This is a genomic window from Actinocatenispora thailandica, assembly GCF_016865425.1.
Taxonomy (GTDB): domain Bacteria; phylum Actinomycetota; class Actinomycetes; order Mycobacteriales; family Micromonosporaceae; genus Actinocatenispora; species Actinocatenispora thailandica.
Genome location: NZ_AP023355.1, coordinates 2416274 through 2435403 on the forward strand (window position 1 = coordinate 2416274; position 19130 = coordinate 2435403).

General features: G+C 70.2%; 15 protein-coding genes. 8 read left to right on the top strand and 7 right to left on the bottom strand.

All coding sequences use genetic code 11. The annotated features are described in order from the left end of the window. The first annotated feature begins 75 nt into the window (after positions 1-75). From Athai_RS10715 to Athai_RS10730, 4 genes are all read left to right on the top strand, one after another. Positions 76-1092 (top strand): uroporphyrinogen decarboxylase/cobalamine-independent methonine synthase family protein, encoded by a 1017-nt coding sequence (locus Athai_RS10715; protein ID WP_203961371.1) that lies wholly within the window; start codon positions 76-78, stop codon positions 1090-1092. Between the two features lie 142 nt (positions 1093-1234). Then, a complete protein-coding gene (locus tag Athai_RS10720; protein WP_203961372.1) occupies positions 1235-1786 on the top strand; it encodes a ferritin in 552 nt (183 codons plus the stop codon). A gap of 256 nt (positions 1787-2042) precedes the next feature. Then, a complete protein-coding gene (gene ligA / locus Athai_RS10725) occupies positions 2043-4226 on the top strand; it encodes an NAD-dependent DNA ligase LigA (RefSeq protein ID WP_239156853.1) in 2184 nt (727 codons plus the stop codon). A 246-nt stretch (positions 4227-4472) separates the two neighbouring features. Continuing rightward, positions 4473-6542 (top strand): putative bifunctional diguanylate cyclase/phosphodiesterase, encoded by a 2070-nt coding sequence (locus tag Athai_RS10730; RefSeq protein ID WP_203961373.1) that lies wholly within the window; start codon positions 4473-4475, stop codon positions 6540-6542. Positions 6543-6623: 81 nt separating this feature from the next. On the opposite strand, the gene Athai_RS10735 is transcribed toward Athai_RS10730, so the two are convergent. The 4 genes from Athai_RS10735 to Athai_RS10750 all read right to left on the bottom strand — a co-directional run bounded on the left by Athai_RS10735 (position 6624) and on the right by Athai_RS10750 (position 10172). Then, complete coding sequence (locus tag Athai_RS10735; protein WP_203961374.1) at positions 6624-7541, bottom strand: hypothetical protein; 918 nt, start codon at positions 7539-7541, stop codon at positions 6624-6626. Between the two features lie 219 nt (positions 7542-7760). Next, complete coding sequence (locus Athai_RS10740) at positions 7761-9074, bottom strand: hypothetical protein (RefSeq protein ID WP_203961375.1); 1314 nt, start codon at positions 9072-9074, stop codon at positions 7761-7763. Continuing rightward, a complete protein-coding gene (locus Athai_RS10745) occupies positions 9074-9523 on the bottom strand; it encodes a hypothetical protein (RefSeq protein ID WP_203961376.1) in 450 nt (149 codons plus the stop codon). Before Athai_RS10745 ends, Athai_RS10740 begins: the two co-directional genes overlap by 1 nt. A gap of 133 nt (positions 9524-9656) precedes the next feature. Then, positions 9657-10172, bottom strand: coding sequence for a DUF2690 domain-containing protein (locus tag Athai_RS10750; RefSeq protein WP_203961377.1), 516 nt, complete (start codon positions 10170-10172; stop codon positions 9657-9659). Positions 10173-11137: 965 nt separating this feature from the next. Between Athai_RS10750 and gatC the strand changes: the two genes are divergently transcribed. Genes gatC through gatB form a run of 3 tightly spaced genes read left to right on the top strand, consistent with a single transcriptional unit; the run spans position 11138 to position 14475 of the window. Further along, complete coding sequence (gene gatC, locus Athai_RS10755) at positions 11138-11437, top strand: Asp-tRNA(Asn)/Glu-tRNA(Gln) amidotransferase subunit GatC (protein ID WP_203961378.1); 300 nt, start codon at positions 11138-11140, stop codon at positions 11435-11437. Between the two features lie 45 nt (positions 11438-11482). Continuing rightward, on the top strand, positions 11483-12976 hold the full coding sequence (gatA, locus tag Athai_RS10760) for an Asp-tRNA(Asn)/Glu-tRNA(Gln) amidotransferase subunit GatA (RefSeq protein WP_203961379.1): 1494 nt from the start codon (positions 11483-11485) through the stop codon (positions 12974-12976). Further along, a complete protein-coding gene (gatB, locus tag Athai_RS10765) occupies positions 12973-14475 on the top strand; it encodes an Asp-tRNA(Asn)/Glu-tRNA(Gln) amidotransferase subunit GatB (protein ID WP_239156854.1) in 1503 nt (500 codons plus the stop codon). Before gatA ends, gatB begins: the two co-directional genes overlap by 4 nt. Before the next feature lie 80 nt (positions 14476-14555). Here gatB and Athai_RS10770 read toward each other — a convergent pair whose 3' ends face one another. Then, a complete protein-coding gene (locus Athai_RS10770; protein ID WP_239156855.1) occupies positions 14556-15119 on the bottom strand; it encodes a TetR/AcrR family transcriptional regulator in 564 nt (187 codons plus the stop codon). 144 nt (positions 15120-15263) lie between these two features. Between Athai_RS10770 and Athai_RS10775 the strand changes: the two genes are divergently transcribed. Then, entirely contained in the window at positions 15264-16211 is a 948-nt protein-coding gene (locus Athai_RS10775) for an SDR family NAD(P)-dependent oxidoreductase (RefSeq protein ID WP_203961380.1), read from the top strand. 6 nt (positions 16212-16217) lie between these two features. Here Athai_RS10775 and Athai_RS10780 read toward each other — a convergent pair whose 3' ends face one another. Together Athai_RS10780 and Athai_RS10785 are read right to left on the bottom strand one after the other, a co-directional pair. Next, positions 16218-17831: a metallophosphoesterase gene (locus tag Athai_RS10780; protein WP_203961381.1), complete on the bottom strand. Its 1614-nt coding sequence runs from the start codon at positions 17829-17831 to the stop codon at positions 16218-16220. Positions 17832-17960: 129 nt separating this feature from the next. Next, positions 17961-19115 carry a PQQ-dependent sugar dehydrogenase gene (locus Athai_RS10785; RefSeq protein ID WP_239156856.1) on the bottom strand — a complete coding sequence of 385 codons (1155 nt, stop codon included), beginning with the start codon at positions 19113-19115 and terminating at the stop codon, positions 17961-17963. Positions 19116-19130 lie beyond the last annotated feature (15 nt).

The following is a 19130-nucleotide window of genomic DNA, read 5'->3' on the forward strand; positions in this document are numbered from 1 at the left end:
CGGGTTTCGGCGATCCCGCCCCACCACGGGTACGCCGTCGGCGGCCGGCGCCGCGGTGCCAAGTAGCCTGCCGTCGTGACTGAACAGGGGTATCCGTGGCCGGCCGGTGCGGCGACCGGGGTCGGGTCGTTGCCCGGCACCGATCCGGGCGAGGCGCTGCGCGTCGTCTTCGGCGAGCTGCCCGACCTGCCGTACCTGCCGGAGCTGCCGGACCGCGGCCCCGGCGCCGAGCTGCTCGGCCGTACCGCCGGGCTGCTCGCCGAGCTGCCGGTCGAGCTGTACGCGGCCCGCTGGCGCATCGCCGCACGCCCCGGCCGCGACCTGCGCCGCACCCGTGACCTGCTGGAACGTGACCTCGACCAGCTGGTCGAGGTGGCCGAGGGGTACACCGGGACGCTCAAGGTGGCCGTCGGTGGTCCGTACACCCTCGCGGCCGGGCTGGAGCTGCCGTCCGGTGGTGCGGTGCTGCGCGACGCGGGCGCGCTGCGGGACCTGACCGCCTCGCTGGCCGAGGGCGTCGCCGGGCACGTCGCCGACGTCGCCGCCCGGGTTCCGGGCGCCCGGGTACTGCTGCAGCTCGACGAGCCGTCGCTGCCGGCGGTGCTCGCCGGCCGGGTCCGCACCGAGAGCGGGTTCGGCAGCTACCGGCCGGTGGCCGAGCCGGACGCCGTCGAGACCCTGCGGACCGTGCTGGCCGCGGCCGGGGTGCCGGCGCTGGTGCACTGCTGCGCCGCCGACGTACCGGTCGGCGTGGTGCGCGCCGCCGGCGCCGCCGCGGTCGCCGTGGATACCGCGCTGCTGCCGTCCGATGCGGCTGGGTTGGATGTCTGGGGCGAGGCGCTCGACGCCGGCCTCGGCCTGTTCGCCGGCGCCGTACCGGCCACCGCCTCGCGGGGTGCCGATGCCGCCGCCGCGGACGAGGTACGCCGGTTCTGGCACCGGCTCGGCCTGCCAGCCGGCCGGCTGCCGGAGCAGATGGTGCTCACCCAGGCCTGCGGCCTGGTCGGTGCCGGCCCGGAACAGGCCCGGGCAGCGCTGCGGTACGCGCGGGACGCCGCCCGCCGGATCGCCGACGAGCCGGACGTCCGCTAGCCCCAGCACCATGTCGATCATGGTGTCGTCTCGGCGGGTGAACGTCGACGGTCGAGACGACACCATGATCAACAGCGTCCGGGGCGGAGCGGCCGCGGCAAAGGTCGGTCACCGGCCGATCACCCGGAGTATGGTCCGGCACATGTCGGTGCCGAAGAAGCTGCCCCGCACCAAGTTCGCCCAACTGCTGCAGGCCCAGGTGCGCAACGAGTTCACCGCGGCCCAGCAGTACGTCGCGGTGGCCGTCTGGTTCGACAACCGGGACCTGCCGCGGCTGGCCGCGCATTTCTACCGGCAGGCGCTGGAGGAGCGCAACCACGCGATGATGATGATCCAGTACCTGATGGATCAGAACCTGCCGGTCGCGGTGCCGGGTGTGGACGAGGTGCGCAACGACTTCGACAACGCCGAGGAACTCATCGCGCTCGCGCTGCAGCAGGAGCGCGACGTCGCCGACGAGATCGACGCCCTGATGGCGGCGGCGCGCGCCGACGGCGACTACTCCGGCGAGCAGTTCGTGCAGTGGTTCGTCGGCGAGCAGGTCGAGGAGATCGCGCAGATGTCCACCCTGCTCAACGTGGTACGCCGAAGCAACGGCAACCTGTTCGACGTGGAGAACTTCCTGGCCCGGGAGCGGGTCGGCGACCAGTTGGCCGGCGCCACCGGCCCCCGCGCCGCCGGTGGCGCGATCTAGGGTCCGTCCGGACGTCCGGACGTCCGGACGCCCGGGCGCCGGCTGCGGCGGCCCCGTTCGCCCGGTCCGCAGCGCCGACACCGGTCCGATCTTCGAGCCGGTCGTGTCCACGTACGACGTGCCGGGCCACCAGATCTCGCCGGGCCCCGCCCGGTCGACCCGTGGCGCTCTCGACCCGGTCACCGGCGATCCGTCAGCTGCCGGAAACTGTCGGTGCCGGCAGGTACGGTTCGGCTACACGACAGGAGGGCAGCGCGTGGCGACGAGCGATCCGGGCAGCGAGTTGACGGCGACACCGACCGCCGAGCAGGAGGCGGTGGCCGGGGCCGAGCCGACGGCCCAGGCGCGGCAGCGGCACCGGGCGCTCGCCGAGCAGATCGACGACCATCAGTACCGCTACTACGTGCTGGACGCGCCGACCGCCTCGGACGCCGAGTACGACGGGCTGATGCGCGAGCTGGAGGCGCTGGAGGCGCAGTACCCGGCGCTGCGCACACCGAACTCGCCGACCCAGCGGGTCGGCGGCACCTACTCGACCCAGTTCACCCCGGTCGAGCACATCGAGCGGATGCTCAGCCTCGACAACGCGGTCGACGACGAGGAGATGGCCGCCTGGAACGAGCGGGTCGAGCGCGAGGCCGCCGGGGCGAAGGTCTCCTACCTGTGCGAGCTGAAGATCGACGGGCTCGCCGTCGACCTGGTCTACCGGGACGGCCGGCTGGCGCGCGGCGCGACCCGCGGCGACGGCCGGACCGGTGAGGACATCACCCCGAATGTGCGCAGCGTCGAGGGGATCCCGCACGAGCTGTCCGGCTCGGCCGAGTTCCCGGTGCCCCCGCTGGTCGAGATCCGCGGCGAGATCTACTTCCCGGTCGAGGGTTTCACCGAGCTGAACGCCTCGCTGGTCGAGCAGGGCAAGCCGCCGTTCGCCAACCCGCGCAACGCCGCCGCCGGCAGCCTGCGCCAGAAGGACCCGCGGATCACCGCGCAGCGGCCGCTGCGGCTGATCGTGCACGGCCTCGGCGCCCGGGAGGGGTTCGAGCCGACCCGCCAGTCCGAGTCGTACGCGGCGCTGCAGGCCTGGGGCCTGCCGACCTCGCCCCGGTGGCGGGTCGTCCCGGCACTGGCCGACGTGCTCGACTACATCAGCTACTACGGCGAGCACCGGCACGAGGTCGAGCACGAGATCGACGGCGTCGTGGTCAAGGTCGACGAGGTCAGCGTGCAGCGCCGGCTCGGCGCCACCAGCAAGGCGCCACGCTGGGCCATCGCCTTCAAGTACCCGCCGGAGGAGGTCAACACGAAGCTGACCGACGTGCGGGTCAACGTGGGCCGCACTGGCCGCGTCACGCCGTACGCGGTGCTCGAACCGGTCCGGGTCGCCGGCTCGACGGTCGCGTTCGCGACCCTGCACAACGCCTCGGAGGTGCGGCGCAAGGGCGTGCTGATCGGCGACACGGTGGTGCTGCGCAAGGCCGGCGACGTCATCCCGGAGGTGGTCGGGCCGGTCACCGACCTGCGGCCGGCCGACGCGCACGAGTTCGTGATGCCCACCCGCTGCCCCGAGTGCGGCACCGAGCTGCGCCCGGAGAAGGAGGGTGACGCCGACATCCGCTGCCCGAACACCCGGCGCTGCCCGGCGCAGCTACGTGAGCGCGTCTTCCACCTGGCCGGCCGCGGCTCGTTCGACATCGAGGCGCTGGGTTACAAGGCGGCCAGCGCGCTGCTCGCCGACCAGGTCATCGCCGACGAGGGGGACCTGTTCGGGCTGGACGCCGCCAGGCTCGCCAGCTCGCCGTTCTTCGTCAACAAGGACGGCACGCTCGGCAGCAACGCGCACCGGTTGCTCGAACACCTGGCCGCGGCCAAGGACGCGGCGCTGTGGCGGGTGCTCGTCGGGCTGTCGATCCGGCACGTGGGGCCGACCGCGGCGCGGGCGCTGGCGCGCGAGTTCGGCTCGGTCGAGCGGATCGCGGAGGCCGGTCAGGAGGAGTTGGCCGCGGTCGACGGGGTGGGGCCGACGATCGCCGAGGCGGTCCGTGACTGGTTCGCCGTCGACTGGCACCGCGAGGTGGTCGACAAGTGGCGCGCCGCCGGGGTGCGGATGCAGGAGGAACACGCGGACGACGCGCCGCGGCCGCTGGCCGGGGTGACCGTCGTGGTGACCGGTTCGCTGGCCGGCTACTCCCGGGACGAGGCGACCGAGCAGATCCAGTCCCGCGGTGGCAAGGTGACCGGTTCGGTGTCCAAGAAGACCGGCTTCGTGGTGGTCGGCGAGAACCCGGGCAGCAAGTACGACAAGGCGCTGGCGCTGAAGGTTCCGGTGCTGACCGAGGACGGCTTCGCCGTGCTGCTGTCCGAAGGCCCGGAGGCGGCCGCCGCGCGCGCCCAGGTCGGTCCGGACGAGGACGCCGCAGCGGCCGGCGGGAACCGACGGTGACCGGATCGGCTCACATCACCCGGAGGTAACAAAAAGGCCGACTTTGTTCGCTGTTCGGCGGACACGCAGGGTTGTCATGGCCGGCAGGTCCATACTGCGCCAGGTAGGCGTCACTGTGCCCGATCGACCTCGTTTCACACCGAGGTCGTCCAGTTGTGCGGGTCCACACGGCGCGACCTCGGCGATCGGCGACACGTGCCCCACGCGTCGGTGCGCCGGTGACCTTCTTCCGTCTCGGAGGGGTGGATGGAGTCGACGGCACTGCGCAACGAGCCGCCGCTGCGGCACAAGCGGGTCTTCGTCGGCTACGTCGCGGTCGTCGTCGCCGCCGGTGCCGCGGTCGTCGCGCTCGGCCTGCCCGGCCTCGTCCGCGCCGTCCCGGACCTGCCGGTGGACGGCTGGCTGCTGATCCTGCTGGCGGCGGTGGTGGACGCCGGCCCGTTCAGCGGGCCGCGGCAGCGGGGCAGCTCGGTCGGGGTGTTCCCGTCGGTGTGCTTCGGCTTCACCGTGCTACTGCTGTGGGGGCTCGGCCCGGCCGTCCTGCTGGCGGTGGTCGCCATCATCGGTTCGACCTGGCGGCTGCGCGCCAAGCTGTGGCGCGCCGCGTTCAACCTCGCCCAGTACCTGCTCGCCTACGGGGCGGCCGCCCTCGTGCTGCACACCGTGCGCGAGGACGTGCTCCGGGCCACCGGCTGGCACGCGGTGGCGGTGGTCGGCGCCGCCGCGGCCTGGTTCGTGGTCAGCGAGCTGATCGTGGACACCGCGGTCCGGCTGCGGTTCGGCGGGCACTGGTGGTCGACGGTGCGGTCCGGCCTGTCGTTCGAGTTGCAGACCACCGGCGCGCTGCTGCTGCTCGCCCCGGTGCTCGCCGGTGCGATCAGCACCAGCCCGTGGCTGATCGCGCTGATCCTGGTGCCGTTGTTCGCGGTGTACCGCAGCGCCCGGGTCGCCGCCGAACGTGACCGGGAGTCCCGGCACGACCCGCTGACCGGCCTGGCCAACCGCAAGGCGGTGCAGGAGCGCATCGAGGACGACATCGCCCGCCGGCACCCCGACGGCCGGCCCGGCCCGCTGCTGCTGGTGCTCGACCTGGACCGGTTCAAGGAGGTCAACGACGCCCTCGGGCACGGCGTCGGAGACCGGCTGCTCGTCGAGGCGGGGCGCCGGCTGCGGGCCCGGCTGTCCGAGGACGTGCTGGTGGCGCGGCTCGGTGGCGACGAGTTCGCGGTGGTGCGTACCGCGGTCGGTGACCTGGACACCGCTCGGGCGTTCGCCGAGCGGGTCGCGGCCGTGCTGGCCGGGCCGGTACACCTGGACGGGATGCCGCTGGAGGTGGCGTCCTCGATCGGGGTGGCCGTGTACCCGCGGCACGGCGCCGACTTCGACGAACTGCTGCAGCACGCCGACGTGGCGATGTACGAGGCGAAGCAGCGCAACGACGCGGTCTCGGTCTACGCGCCGGAGGCCGACCACAACTCGGCGGCCCGGCTCGGCCTGCTCGGCGACCTGCGCCGCGCCCTGGAACGGCCGGACCGCCCGGAGCTGGGCGAACTGGGCGTGTTCTACCAGCCGCAGGTGGCGATCGACTCCGGCGAGGTGGTCGGGGTGGAGGCGCTGCTGCGGTGGCGCCATCCCGAGTACGGCATGGTCGGCCCGGAGGAGGTGATCCGCGCGGCCGAGCACACCGCGGTGATGCGGCTGCTGACCTACCGGGTGCTCGACGAGGTGGTCGCGCGGGTGGCGCAGTGGCAGCGGGACGGGCTGCGGCTGCGGGCAGCGGTGAACGTCAGCGTCCGCGACCTGCACACCGCCGACCTGGTCGACCACCTGGCCGCCCTGCTGGACCGGCACGAGGTGGCGCCCAGCCAGATCGAACTGGAGATCACCGAGGGCGCCCTGATGGCCGACCCGCGCCGGGTGCTCGCCACGCTGCGCCGGCTGGACCGGCTCGGCATCGCGCTGTCGCTGGACGACTTCGGTACCGGCTACTCGTCGATGCTGCACCTGCGCCGGCTGCCGCTGTCGGAGGTGAAGATCGACCGCTCGTTCGTGCTGGGCATGGGGTCGGATCCGGACGACGCGGCGATCGTGCGGTCGATCATCGACCTGGCCGGGGCGCTCGGGATGCGGGTGGTCGCCGAGGGCGTCGAGGACGAACGCACCTGGCGCCGGCTGTCCGCGCTGGGCTGCCAGATCGCGCAGGGCTGGTTCTACGCCCGGCCGATGCCGGCGGCCGAGTTCACCAGCTGGCTGGCCCGCTACCGCCCGCCCCGGATCCGCCAGACCGTCGAGGCCACCGACCCCGCCCACACCTGAGCCGAGCGACGTGGTCTACCTGCCGTCGTGGGAGTTGCGCCGGCGGCGGCCCGTGACATGAGTCGCCGCCGGCATCGCAGATCAGTTGAACGGATTGTCCTGGCAGCCGTGTGTCGAGCCGGATTCCGGAATGAAGGCGATCGCGTCATACGCGATATCGACCGTGCCATCCGCGTCGCCCATGCCGATGTTCTTCAACATCACCCGGGCACCGGGATGAAGCGAATAGTGTCCCAACGACACCCAAGAATCGGAGCCATCACTGCTGTCCTGGTTGATTACACATTCATGGTCGGCGCTCTGAGACTGGTATGAATCGAACACGAAATAGTCTGCGGAGCCGTACCCTGCACCATGGCTGGGAAGATGCACGACGATGTCGTAGTTCTCGGCATTCACGCCGTCGTCGTTGAGATCCGGCGTCCACGTCCCGAGGATCTCATGCTTGGAATTGCCACCACCCGACGCGTCGGCATTGGGGTCGTTGGGCGCATAAACATGGCTGAACCACATGTGGCCCTGGTAACCGGCGCCGAGTTGGTGGAGGTCCACTTGCGGGTGTTCCTCCCAGCCGCCTGATGGTGATCCGCCGCGAATGGTGAACTTTCCGGTGGAGGTGCCGCCGGAGCACCCGAGCGCATTGTTTGCCGGGTTGTCCAGGTCGTCGACCATGATGGTCGGCCAGCCGGACATCTTGTATGGGTCGAGCGAGCCGTCGAAGATCGAGCAGTCGCGATCGTATACTCGCTGGATCCCCGGTTCACCGCTGCCCAGGGTGAAGGCGAGCGATTCGGTCGCGCATTCGGTTGCGCACGATGCCCAGGTGGCGTTTCCGTTGTGCCACCAGCAACTGCTGTCCCAGGCTTTGCAGGGATCGCTCGACGGATACGTGCAGCCGTTCGTGGCATCACAGAACTCCCCGAGCTGGTCCTTGAGTGGAATGCTCAGCTGGTCGCTCGAACCGGAGCCGAAGTTGGACGCCTGATACGCTCGATACATCAGGCCGTTCTGATCGTACTTGACCTGCGGAGTTTCGGCCCAGCCGAGAACGCGTTCCTGATATGGCCAATCCGACGGATGGCTGGCGTCGTCGTACGTGTCACGAAGAAAACCGTCGCGGTCCGCCGGGTAGGACGGGTTCGCCGGGTTGTTCAGCCAGCCAACGCCCCAGTGGCCGCCGTTCTCGCCGGAGTCTGCCGAGCTGTAATACCCGGAGTTCTACGCCCAGAGCGCGAGATACCAGTTCTCCACGTACTTCGGATCACCGTTGTTGACCGACAGCCCGTCCAGATAGATGCTGTTCCACTTGGCCACGAGGATCTGCAGCGATGCGGCGATGTTGGCGGCGTAGTCGGTGGCGATGGCGACCTGCTCGGCTGACGTGTAGACGCCCGCATCGTTCGTCGACATTCCGGTGGTGACCTGGCCAATGCCGTAACCGCAGTCGGATTTCGTATAGTCGATGGTGTCGATGTCGGTCGACCCGTTGGCCTGCCGGCTTCCGTAGTAGTCGCTCACGAGCGGATTGCCGGCGTCACCGTGGACGGCATGCCAGGACGCTTCCTGCAGATTCGTCTCCTGCGCGAGGATGCCCAGCACCACCTGCGCCGGGACGGTCGCACCCGCCGACGCGCCGTCGATCGACACCGGCGGGAACATCTGCTGAGGGGAGTAGCTCGATTCGCCGGTGGCCAGGAAGTTGCTGGGCCGGGTGATGGTGAGATCGCCGTGCACGGCCTGGTCGACCGCCCACTCGACCATGTTGGTGCTCGGCTGCAACGCCTGCCGGTGCACATCGTCGCGCGGTACCACGCACGTGGGGGTGGACGCGTCGGCCGGCTGCATCGTCGTCTTGCGACCCGGAGCTTGGACGGTCTGCGACAAGTGGGCGGCGGCATCGAACCTGGTTCCGCCCTGTGCCGCGACCTGCAGTGCGCTTCGCCGTCCGCTGTGCACCGTGACGACGGTGGCCGTCGCCTTGTTCGCGTCCGCGGCCTTGGGTCGGGCCACGCCCGCTTCGATGGAGGCCGCCGCCTGCTTCGTCACGATCCCGTTGACCAGCAGGTTGCCCTTCCTCGACACTTCGGTGACCCGGCGGTCCGAGGCGATGCGGAGAGTTCCGGAGACTGCACGGCTTCCCGTCGCGCCGACGATGGCGTCGCGGTGCTGCGTCAGGTTGAACAACTGCAGCCGCCCGGAACGCCCCGTCGCCACGGTGGTCAGCGACCCGTTGCGGTACCGCTGGATCGTGGCGTTCTTGCCGTCCGTACTGGCGAGGTCGAGCCCGGAGCCGTTCGCACCGGCGATCGCGTAGATTGCCCCGGCCGGGGTGTCCAGCCGGTGCAGCTGGCCGGCGGCGTCGACCCGCACGAGCTTGCGGTGCGCCACGCCGTAGGTGGTGCCGTCGCTGCCGACGAACGGGTTGGTGAGCTGCGCGTCGACATGACGGGCCGGAGCGGCGGTCGACGTCGCGGCGTCGACCAGGATCGCGTCGGTGCGCTGCTCCTCGGCGCCCTTGGCGCGAGTCAGCATCACCTGGTCGGTCGGGCCGCAGGACGGGTTGTAGTAGGCGAGCTGGATGTGATCCGCGACCTTGTGCTCCGCCCCCTGGCCACATCGATCACGACGGCGGTGCCGCCGGCCTCCATCAGCGCCGGGCGGTTGGTGTAGGACGCCGGTGCGTACACCGCGACCACATAGCGACCGGAACCGGTCAGGCAGGCATGGCCGGTCCACGATCCGGTGGCGTTGGCACTGTCGGTCAGCGTCGCCAGCCGTTCGAAGCGGAAGGCGTCTCGCTCCCGAGCCAGATAGACGTGGAACCCGTCCGTGTCCGCCGAACTGGCCACGACAACGTCAGTGGAGGAGCGCCAACCGCCACCCAACGCACCGTCCGGCGACCCGATCGTCGCCTTCGCGTCGTCAGCCGGTGCCGTCGGATGTTCCGGCGCCGCGGACACGCGGTTGCCGGCGATGATCACGCTCAGGCACAGAATCAATACGCCAATCAAATAACGCGCTCTTCGCTGCTTCCGTGTGCTACCTAACAACTGATGCAAGTCGACCTCCAATATCCGTCTACAGGAAGCCTGGGCCGATTCTCGACGCGCCATCTCAGTACCACCCCGTGCAGCCAATAGTGTTCACTCCGCCCCATGTTTGACCTGGGTAAGGCTCGGGGTCATAGGTGTTCTCGCCGGATACGCAGAGTTTCATCGACTTGTCCCAGTCGACCATTGTGGTCACAAAGTCTTGCTGGGTTCCGTCGAGATAACCGCCGCCGATCCAGTGTTCGCCATCTCCACCGTTCGGCAGCTGGTAGAAGAATCCCACATACGATATGTCGCCGCTCTTTGGAGTGACATATTCGCCCCATGCGGAATGGCAGGCCTGCGAATAGTAAATGTCGGCATGTGCGTAGACTCCACCGGACTCTACTCCGTCCAAAGTAAAGCCATTAATGACGTGACCGTCGTCCGCACATCCCGACACTGTGGATGCATACTTTCCTTCACAGTTGCTACCGGAGCACCCGCCTGCTGAGGCGGCTGTCGCGGGAGCCAGTGCTGCCGCTGCAGACAGCAGCGTTACTGCGACGAGCGAAATCACCTTTCTTACTGACATATGCATGATCTTCTTACCTCTTGTTCTCTACCTCTGCTTTGACGGCTTGATGTGGTGATGACTTGGACCGGTTAACGAATGCAGATACAGTCAGGCCATCGAACTTTTTTTCTGTGGCTACATGGTCGACGCTAGGGAACTCGCTCGATAGCCAACTTCCAATAGTGTGCACTTCCTTTGGTGGCAACAAGAGAGTCAGGCATTCCTCGATGGCTTTGTATACTCTTGAAAATTGTTTTATATACCTCCCTTTATTTCCCTGGGCAAGGCAGACGATGTCGATTAGCGACCCATTTGGTGCATTGTCCTCTATTGTGAACATAGCTCTCATGTGTGCATTTGTGGAAATCGAATAGGTGTTTGATATATAGGTTGTCGTCCTTGTGGTAGCTATCTCATCTTTGTAAAAGTGCATTCGGTACCTTTTGGCGTAAGCATTCTTCGCCATTGTTGGGTTCGTACCGTGGATGGGGTAGGTCTTCGGGGTGATGGGGAGGGGGTGGCGGAGTGGGAGTGTTCGATGACGTTGGGGCCGTTGGGGGTTTGCTGGGTGCAGGCGCTTGCGGTGAGGGCCAGTGCCGCCGTGACGGCGAGCAGGATTACGCGGAGTGTGGGGCGCATGGGTCTCCGGGCTGGGTTTGTCGGGAGGCCGAACTGGCATTTGCGACGCTGAGTAATCGTTTCTGTCGGCCGTTGTGATCATGCCGGTGTGGAACCTTATTGGCGGCATAAGTGACGGGTCAATAGGTGTACCCGCGTCAGATAGCCGGCATAACTTCCATACAACGCATATGCATCGATCAGGGCCGATGTGCGGGCGGCGCGCGACGGTGGCGTGGCGGACCGGGAGGAAGGGGGCTCCGGCGCCGCAATAGACTCGCGGGGACGCTGCGTAGCGCGTACGAATGCGCAGGTGGACCGGCGCTCGCCGGTCCGGACAACACCCAGCCGAGACCGACAAGGAGCCAGTGATGGCCGCCATCTCCCGCGAGGAGGTCGCGCATCTCGCGCACCTCGCGCGGCTTGCCGTGACCGAGGACGAGCTGGACACGTTCGCCGGCCAGCTCGATCAGATCGTGTCCTCGGTGGCGCGGATCGGCGAGGTCGCCGCCGACGACATCGCGCCGACCTCGCACGCGGTGCCGTTGACCAACGTGATGCGGGCCGACGAGCCGCGCCCCGGGCTGGCCCGGGAGGCTGCGCTGGCCGGGGCGCCGGCCGTCGAGGACGACCGGTTCCGGGTGCCGCAGATCCTGTCCGAGGAGGCCTGACATGGGCGAGTGGATCAGCGGTGCCGGAGCATGCGGAGAGCGGGCATGAGCGAGCTGACCGGCCGGACGGCCGAGGAGTTGGGTGCGGCGATCGCCGCCGGTGAGACGTCCGCCGTCGAGGTGACCCGGGCGTACCTGGAGCGCATCGACGCGGTGGACCCCACCGTGCACGCGTTCCTGCACGTGGCCGCCGAGCCGGCGGTGGCGCAGGCGGCCGAGGTGGACCGGCGGATCGCGGCGGGGGAGAAGCTCGGCCCGCTCGCCGGGGTGCCGATCGCGGTCAAGGACATCGTGGTCACCAAGGACATGCCGACCACCGCCGCGTCGAAGATCCTGGAGAACTGGCTCCCGCCGTACGACGCGACGCTGGTGCGCAAGCTGCGCGAGGCGGGCCTGGTGGTGCTGGGCAAGACGAACCTGGACGAGTTCGCGATGGGCTCGTCGACCGAATACTCCGCGTACGGGCCGACCCGCAACCCGTGGGACACCAGCCGGATCCCGGGCGGTTCCGGCGGCGGGTCGGCGGCGGCGGTCGCGGCCCGCGAGGCGCCGCTCGCCATCGGTACCGACACCGGCGGCTCGATCCGCCAGCCCGGCGCGGTGACCGGTACCGTCGGCGCGAAGCCCACCTACGGCGGCGTCTCCCGGTACGGGCTGATCGCGTTCTCCTCGTCGCTGGACCAGGCCGGCCCGGTGACCCGGACGGTCACCGACGCGGCGCTGCTGCACGAGGTCATCGGCGGCCACGACCGGTGCGACTCCACCAGCATCGACGCGCCGGTACCGCCGGTCGTCGAGGCGGCCCGCCGTGGCCTGACCGGTGATCTGACCGGCGTGAAGGTCGGCGTGGTGCGCGAGTTCGCCGCCGCGCAGGGCGCCGAGCCCGGTGTGGTGGCGGCGTTCGAGGCCGGCGTGCAGACACTGACCAAGCTCGGCGCCGAGGTGGTCGAGGTCAGCTGCCCGCACTTCGAGTACGCGCTGCCGGCCTACTACCTGATCGCGCCGAGCGAGTGCTCGTCGAACCTGGCCCGGTTCGACGGGGTGCGCTACGGCCTGCGGGTCGGTGACGACGGCAGCCGCGCGCTGGAGGAGGTCATGTCGCTGACCCGGGACCGCGGTTTCGGCCCGGAGGTCAAGCGGCGCGTCATCCTCGGCACGTACGCGCTGTCCGCCGGCTACTACGACGCGTTCTACGGCCAGGCGCAGAAGGTGCGCACGCTGGTCACCCGCGACTTCACCGCGGCGTTCGAGCAGGTCGACGTGCTGGCCGCACCGACGACGCCGTTCGTGGCGTTCCCGTTCGGGTCGCGCACCGCCGACCCGACCCAGATGTACCTGGCGGACCTGTACACGATCCCGTCCAACCTGTACGGCGGGCCGGCCATCTCCGTCCCCTGCGGACTGTCGGAGGGGCTGCCGGTGGGCCTGCAGATCATGGCGCCGACGATGGCCGACGACCGGATGTACCGGGTGGCCGCGGCGCTGGAGTCGACCCAGTCCCCGCGCCTCGCGGACCAGACCCCGGAGGTGACCGCGTGAGTACCGCCGTGACCGGCGACCTCGCCGACGTGCTGAGCCGGTACGAGGTGGTGCTGGGGCTGGAGGTGCACGTCGAGCTCGGCACCCGGACGAAGATGTTCTGCTCCTGCCCGACCACCTTCGGCGCCGAGCCGAACACCCAGATCTGCCCGGTGTGCCTGGGCATGCCCGGCGCGCTGCCGGTGGTCAACGCGGTCGGTGTCGAGTCGGCGATCAAGATCGGCCTGGCGCTGGGCTGCGACATCGCCCAGTGGTGCCGGTTCGCCCGGAAGAACTACTTCTACCCGGACATGCCGAAGAACTTCCAGACCAGCCAGTACGACGAGCCGATCTGCTTCGACGGCGCGATCGACGTGGACGTCGACGGCAGGCCCGTGACCGTCGCGATCGAGCGCGCGCACATGGAGGAGGACACCGGCAAGTCGCTGCACGTCGGTGGCGCCACCGGGCGGATCCACGGGGCGACCCACTCGCTGCTGGACTTCAACCGGGCCGGCATCCCGCTGGTGGAGATCGTCACCAAGCCGATCGTCGGCGCCGGCGCGGACGCGCCGGCGGTGGCCCGGGCGTACGTGGGGGCGATCCGGGACATCGTCCGCGCGCTGGGCGTGTCCGACGCGCGGATGGACCAGGGTTCGATCCGGGCCGACGTGAACGTGTCGCTGATGCCGGTCGGTGCGACCGAGTTCGGGACCCGCACCGAGACCAAGAACGTCAACTCGCTGCGCAGCGTGGAGCGCACGGTCCGGTTCGAGATGCTGCGGCAGGCCGAGATCCTGGACGGTGGCGGCGCCATCCACCAGGAGACCCGGCACTTCAACGAGGCCACCGGCGAGACGATGGGCGGGCGGGTCAAGGAGACCGCCACCGACTACCGGTACTTCCCGGAGCCGGACCTGGTGCCGCTCGCGCCCGAGCGGGAGTGGGTGGACAAGTTGCGCGCCGAGCTGCCGGAGCTGCCGGCGGCGAAGCGGGCCCGGCTGCGGTCCGAGTGGGGCCTGTCCGAGCTGGACATGCAGGCGATCGACAACGCCGGCGCGTTCGACCTGATCTCCGCGACGGTGGCGGCCGGCGCGAGCCCGGAGTCGGCGCGCAAGTGGTGGCTGGGCGAGCTGTCCCGCTACGCCAACGAGCACGACGCCGAGCTGGCCGAGCTGACCGCCACCCCGGCACACGTCGCCGAGCTGCAGTCGCTGGTGGACGGCGGCCGGCTCACCGACAAGCTGGCCCGGACGGTGCTGTCCGGGGTGCTCGCCGGCGAGGGCACCCCGGCCGAGGTGATGGCGGCCCGCAACCTGGAGGTCGTCAACGACACCGGTGCGCTGACCGCCGCGGTCGACGAGGCGATCGCGGCCAACCCGGACGTCGCGGCGAAGGTCCGCGACGGCAAGGTCGCCGCGGCCGGCGTGCTGGTCGGTGCGGTGATGAAGGCGACCCGCGGCCAGGCCGACGCGAAGTCGGTGCGCGAGCTGATCATCGCCCGGCTGACCGCCGAGTAGCCCGATCCGGCCGACGGCCCGGCACCCCGACGACGGGTGCCGGGCCGTCGGCGTACCCGGGGGCCGATCCTGGGCTGCCGTCAGGGGTGCCGGCGCAGCCCGTCCATCAGCAGGTCGAGCAGCCGGCCGAGCTGGTCGCGCCGGTCGGGCGCGGCGTGCATCGCCAGACCGCTCAACCCGACCAGGATGTCGTCGGCGGCGACGTCGCCGCGCAGGAGGCCCTGCTCGACGCCGGCGTCGAGCAGGGTGGTGAGCGCGGCGGTCAGCCGGCTGCGGCTGGCGGCGAACGGGTTGCCGCCGGCGGCGATCAGCGCGCGCAGCGCGTCGGCCATGCCGTGCTTGGCCGCCATGTAGTCGATCAACCGGTCCATCCAGGCGCGCAGCGCGACGTCGGGCGGCTGGTCGGTGAGCAGCTCGTCGGCCGCGTCGCAGAGCCGGTTCAGCTCGTTGCGGTAGGTCGCCTCGACCAGCGCCTCCCTGGTGGGGAAGTGCCGGTAGAGGGTGCCGATGCCGACGCCGGCGTCCCGGGCGATGGAGTCCAGGCTCGCGCCCGAATCGCGCGCGAAGGCCGTGGCCGCCGCGGTGAGCAGCCGGTCGCGGTTGCGTTGCGCGTCGGCCCGCAGCGGCCTGGCGTCGGTGGTCACCCCTGTCACTCCCTGCTCGGTGGTGGTGTCCAGGCTAACGGTGGCGAAGCGGAGAGTTCTCCGGTTAAGCTGGGGCGGAAAGCGGAGGACTCTCCGATTCTACCGGCCGGGCGGACCGGCCACCATCGATCACAGGGAGCAGCAATGAGCGCCCGCATCACCACGCCGTACGGGATCACCACCACCGCCGCGGAGGTGCTCGACGGCATCGACCTGACCGGACGCCGCGCGATCGTGACCGGCGGCGCCTCCGGCATCGGCGTCGAGACCGCCCGGGCCCTGGCCGGCGCCGGTGCCGAAGTCACCCTCGCGGTACGCGACCGTGCCGCCGGCGAGCGCACCGCGGCCGACATCACCGCCACCACCGGGAACGACGCGATCAGGATCGGGCCGCTCGACCTCGCCGACCGCGCGTCGGTGGCCGCCTTCGTCGCCGGTTGGCAGGGGCCGCTGGACATCCTGGTCAACAACGCCGGGGTGATGGCCGCGCCGCTGAGCCGGACGCCCGACGGGCTGGAGCTGCAGTTCGCCACCAACCATCTGGGCCACTTCGCGCTGGCCACCGGACTGCACCGCGCGCTCGCCGCCGCCGACGGAGCCCGGGTCGTGTCGGTCTCCTCCAGCGCCCACCGGCGCTCGCCGGTGGTCTTCGACGACATCCAGTTCGAGCACCGCGCCTACGATCCGTGGCTCGCCTACGGCCAGTCCAAGACGGCCAACGTGCTGTTCGCGGTCGAGGCGACCCGGCGCTGGGCGGACGACGGCATCACCAGCAACGCGCTGATGCCCGGCGGCATCCGGACCAACCTGCAGCGCCACGTCAGCGATGCGGAACTGGAGGCGCTGCGGGCCCGGGCGCAGACCGCCGGTGCCGCCCCGCTGCGCTGGAAGACCGTCGAGCAGGGCGCCGCCACCTCGGTGTTCGTGGCGACCTCACCGCTGCTCAAGGGCATCGGCGGCCGCTACTTCGAGGACTGCAACGAGGCCGGCGAGGCCGTCAACGCCCAGCACGGCGTGGCGTCGTTCGCGCTGGACTCGGAGCTGGCCGAACGGCTCTGGGCGGTGTCCGGCGAGCTGCTCGCCGGCCGCTGAAGCTGCTCAGCGCCGCGGCGTCGGCGACGACGAACCGGACCGGGACCCCGAACCCGAGCCGCTGGGGGAGGGCGACTCGCCGGGAGCACCGTCGCCGACGATGTGCCGCTGCAGGGTCACCTCGGATCGGCCGGTGCCGCCGACGCTGATCTCGTCGTACGCCTTGAGCGCGTGCTGGCTGTCGAAGTAGAGCACCGACAGCTCCATCGGCGTCGGCGTCTTCGGCTCCAGCCCGCGCAGCCCGGCGGCGCCGGTCGAGCCCTCCACCATCAGCTGGGTGCCACTGCCCAGGTCGCGGTTCTCCCGGTGGTGCAGGTGGCCGGCCAGCACCAGCGGTACGTTGCCGGCCAGCGGCGGCGCGGCCCCCGGGTCGTGCACCAGCGCCACGTTCACCGGCGCGGCGACGTGGTCCTTGTCGTACCCCTGGATCGTGCCGGCGAGCTGCTTGCCGGAATCCTCGACCGTGACGTCCTTGGGCTCCGGATCGTTCGGGTTGGCCGGCTCGGTTTCCTTGTCCGGCGTGAACCGGGGATCGCCGATGCCCGCGAAGGTGATCCCGTCGACCGCCCGTACCTGGTTCTCCAGCACGATCGCGCCCTGCTTGTGTACCGCCGCGGCGGTTGCCGCGGAGTCGTGGTTGCCGCGCACGTACACGTACGGGACCCGGATGTTCTTGATGTTGGAGATGTAGGCGTCCTCCTGCTTGGACCCCCAGTCGACCATGTCGCCGGTGTCCACCACCAGGTCGATGTTGTACTGCTTGACGACCGTCTCCACCACACCCCAGGCGGCCGGGTTGAGGTGCATGTCGGAGATGTGCAGCACCCGGGTGGTGCCCTCGCTGGGCTCGTACACCGGCAGGTTGGAGACCGTGCCGTACAGCTTGGCGACGTTGTCGACGAGCCGCTGGAGTTCCTTGCTGTACTGCCCGTAGTTGGTCACGATGCTGCGGGCGTCGCCGACCACCGCGGGAGCCATCGTCAGCAGCCCGTCGTACCGCGGCTCCTCGATCGACTGCGGCCGGAACGACGCGGCCGTCCAAGCGCCGGCGCCGGCCAGCAGCAGCACCGACATCCCGGCCGCGATCGCGGTGCGCCGCCACCGCCGGAACACCAGCGCGTTGAGCAGCAGGCCGCCCAGCAGCGCCGAGGCGCCGGCCTGGATCGCGAGCATCTCGATACCGTGTTTGAGGTCACCGATCGCGTGCTGGCTCGCCGCCGCGATCCCGTTCGGGTCGCTGACCAGCGCCTCGGCGCGCTTGCGGTCCAGCGATCCGAGGTTGATGGTCAGGTGCAGCGGCCCGTCGTGGCTGTCCAGCGACAGCGAACCGAGCGGTGGGATCTGCACCTGGGTGTCGCCGACCAGGCTCGGCGTGATCGCCAGGTGCGCCTGGAAGGGGCCGACCGCGGCCGATCGTTGCCCGCCCAGCAGCAGCCCACCGGCCATCCCGATCAGCGTCACCACCAGCATCAGCAGGTACCGGCAGGTGACTCGTCCGGGACGGCTGGTCAGCGCCGCCCGGACCCGCCCGGCGCCGGTGCGCAGCCCCCGGGCGACCGGGCGGACGGCCTCGACGACTCCCGCGGCTGGCGTCGACGTGCGCTCCTGATCACTGGTCACGCTGAACAACTCCGTCGGGTCGGCGGCACGGCCGGCACCCATGGTGCCGCGAAGTGCGCACGGCCACCACTTCACACGCAGAGCACCCCGACATGCGGTGACGCAGCGTCGCCGGCCGGAGCGCCGCGGTCAGCTCTTGTCGACCTTGTTGCCGCCGGAGATGACCAGTCGCAGGATCCGGTCGTCGTCGGCGATCGGCGAGCCGCGGCCGTCCCTGTTGGAGGTGGACACCCACAGCGTGCCGTCCGGCGCGGCCACCACCGCGCGCAGCCGCCCGTACTGTTTGTCCAGTGTGTGCTGCGGTGCGCCGAGGACGCCGCCCTTGCCGTCGAGCTGCATCAGCCAGACCCGCTGGCCGGCGAGGCAACCGGTCACCAGGATCGAGCCGGAGATCGCCGCACCGGAGCAGGACGCCTGCGACGGCTTGAACGTCTCCAGCGGGTTCGTGTACGCGGAGTTGCTGCTCTTGCCCTCGGCCTTCGGCCAGCCGTAGTTGTGCCCGGGCTTGATCAGGTTGACCTCGTCCCACTTGTCCTGACCGAACTCGGTCGCGTACAGCTGCTTGCTGCGGTCCCAGGCGAGGCCCTGCACGTTGCGGTGCCCGTACGAGTAGACCAGCGAATCACCGAACGGGTTACCCGGTGCCGGCTTGCCGTCGGTGGTCATCCGCAGGATCTTGCCGCCCAGGCTGGACTTGTCCTGCGCCAGGCCGGTGTTCGTGCCGTCGCCGGTCCCCGCGTACAGGTAGCCGTCCGGGCCGAACGCGAGCGCGCCACCGTTGTGCACCGACGAGTGCGGGATGCCGGTGACGATCGGCTTCGGTGTCTTGCCGAGGGTGAACTTGGCGATCCGGTTGTCGTCCGCCGTCGAGTAGTAGACGAAGACGGTCTTGTCGGTGGCGTACTTCGGCGAGACCGCGATGCCCAGCAGCCCGCCCTCCCCATCGTGCACCGACGCCTTGACGGTCTGCACCGTCGTCGGCTTCGCCACGCTGCCGCCGCTGGACTTCAGCTTGAGGATCTTGCCGCTGTCGCGCTCGGTGACCAGCGCGCTGCCGTCCGGCAGGAACGCGATGCCCCACGGCACGCGGAGCCGCTTCGCGATCACCTGCACGGTGGCGCCGCCGTCGTCGGAGTCCGACACCGACGGGCTCGGCAGCTTCGGCGGGGTGCCCTGGTCTTCGTCGTTCGGCGGCCCGAACGCGCAGCCGGCGCTGGCCAGCACGGTGAGCAGTCCGGCGAGGCCGGCGGCCACCAGCCGCCGGCGAAGGGCGTGGGTCGTCACCCCGTCAGGGTAGGA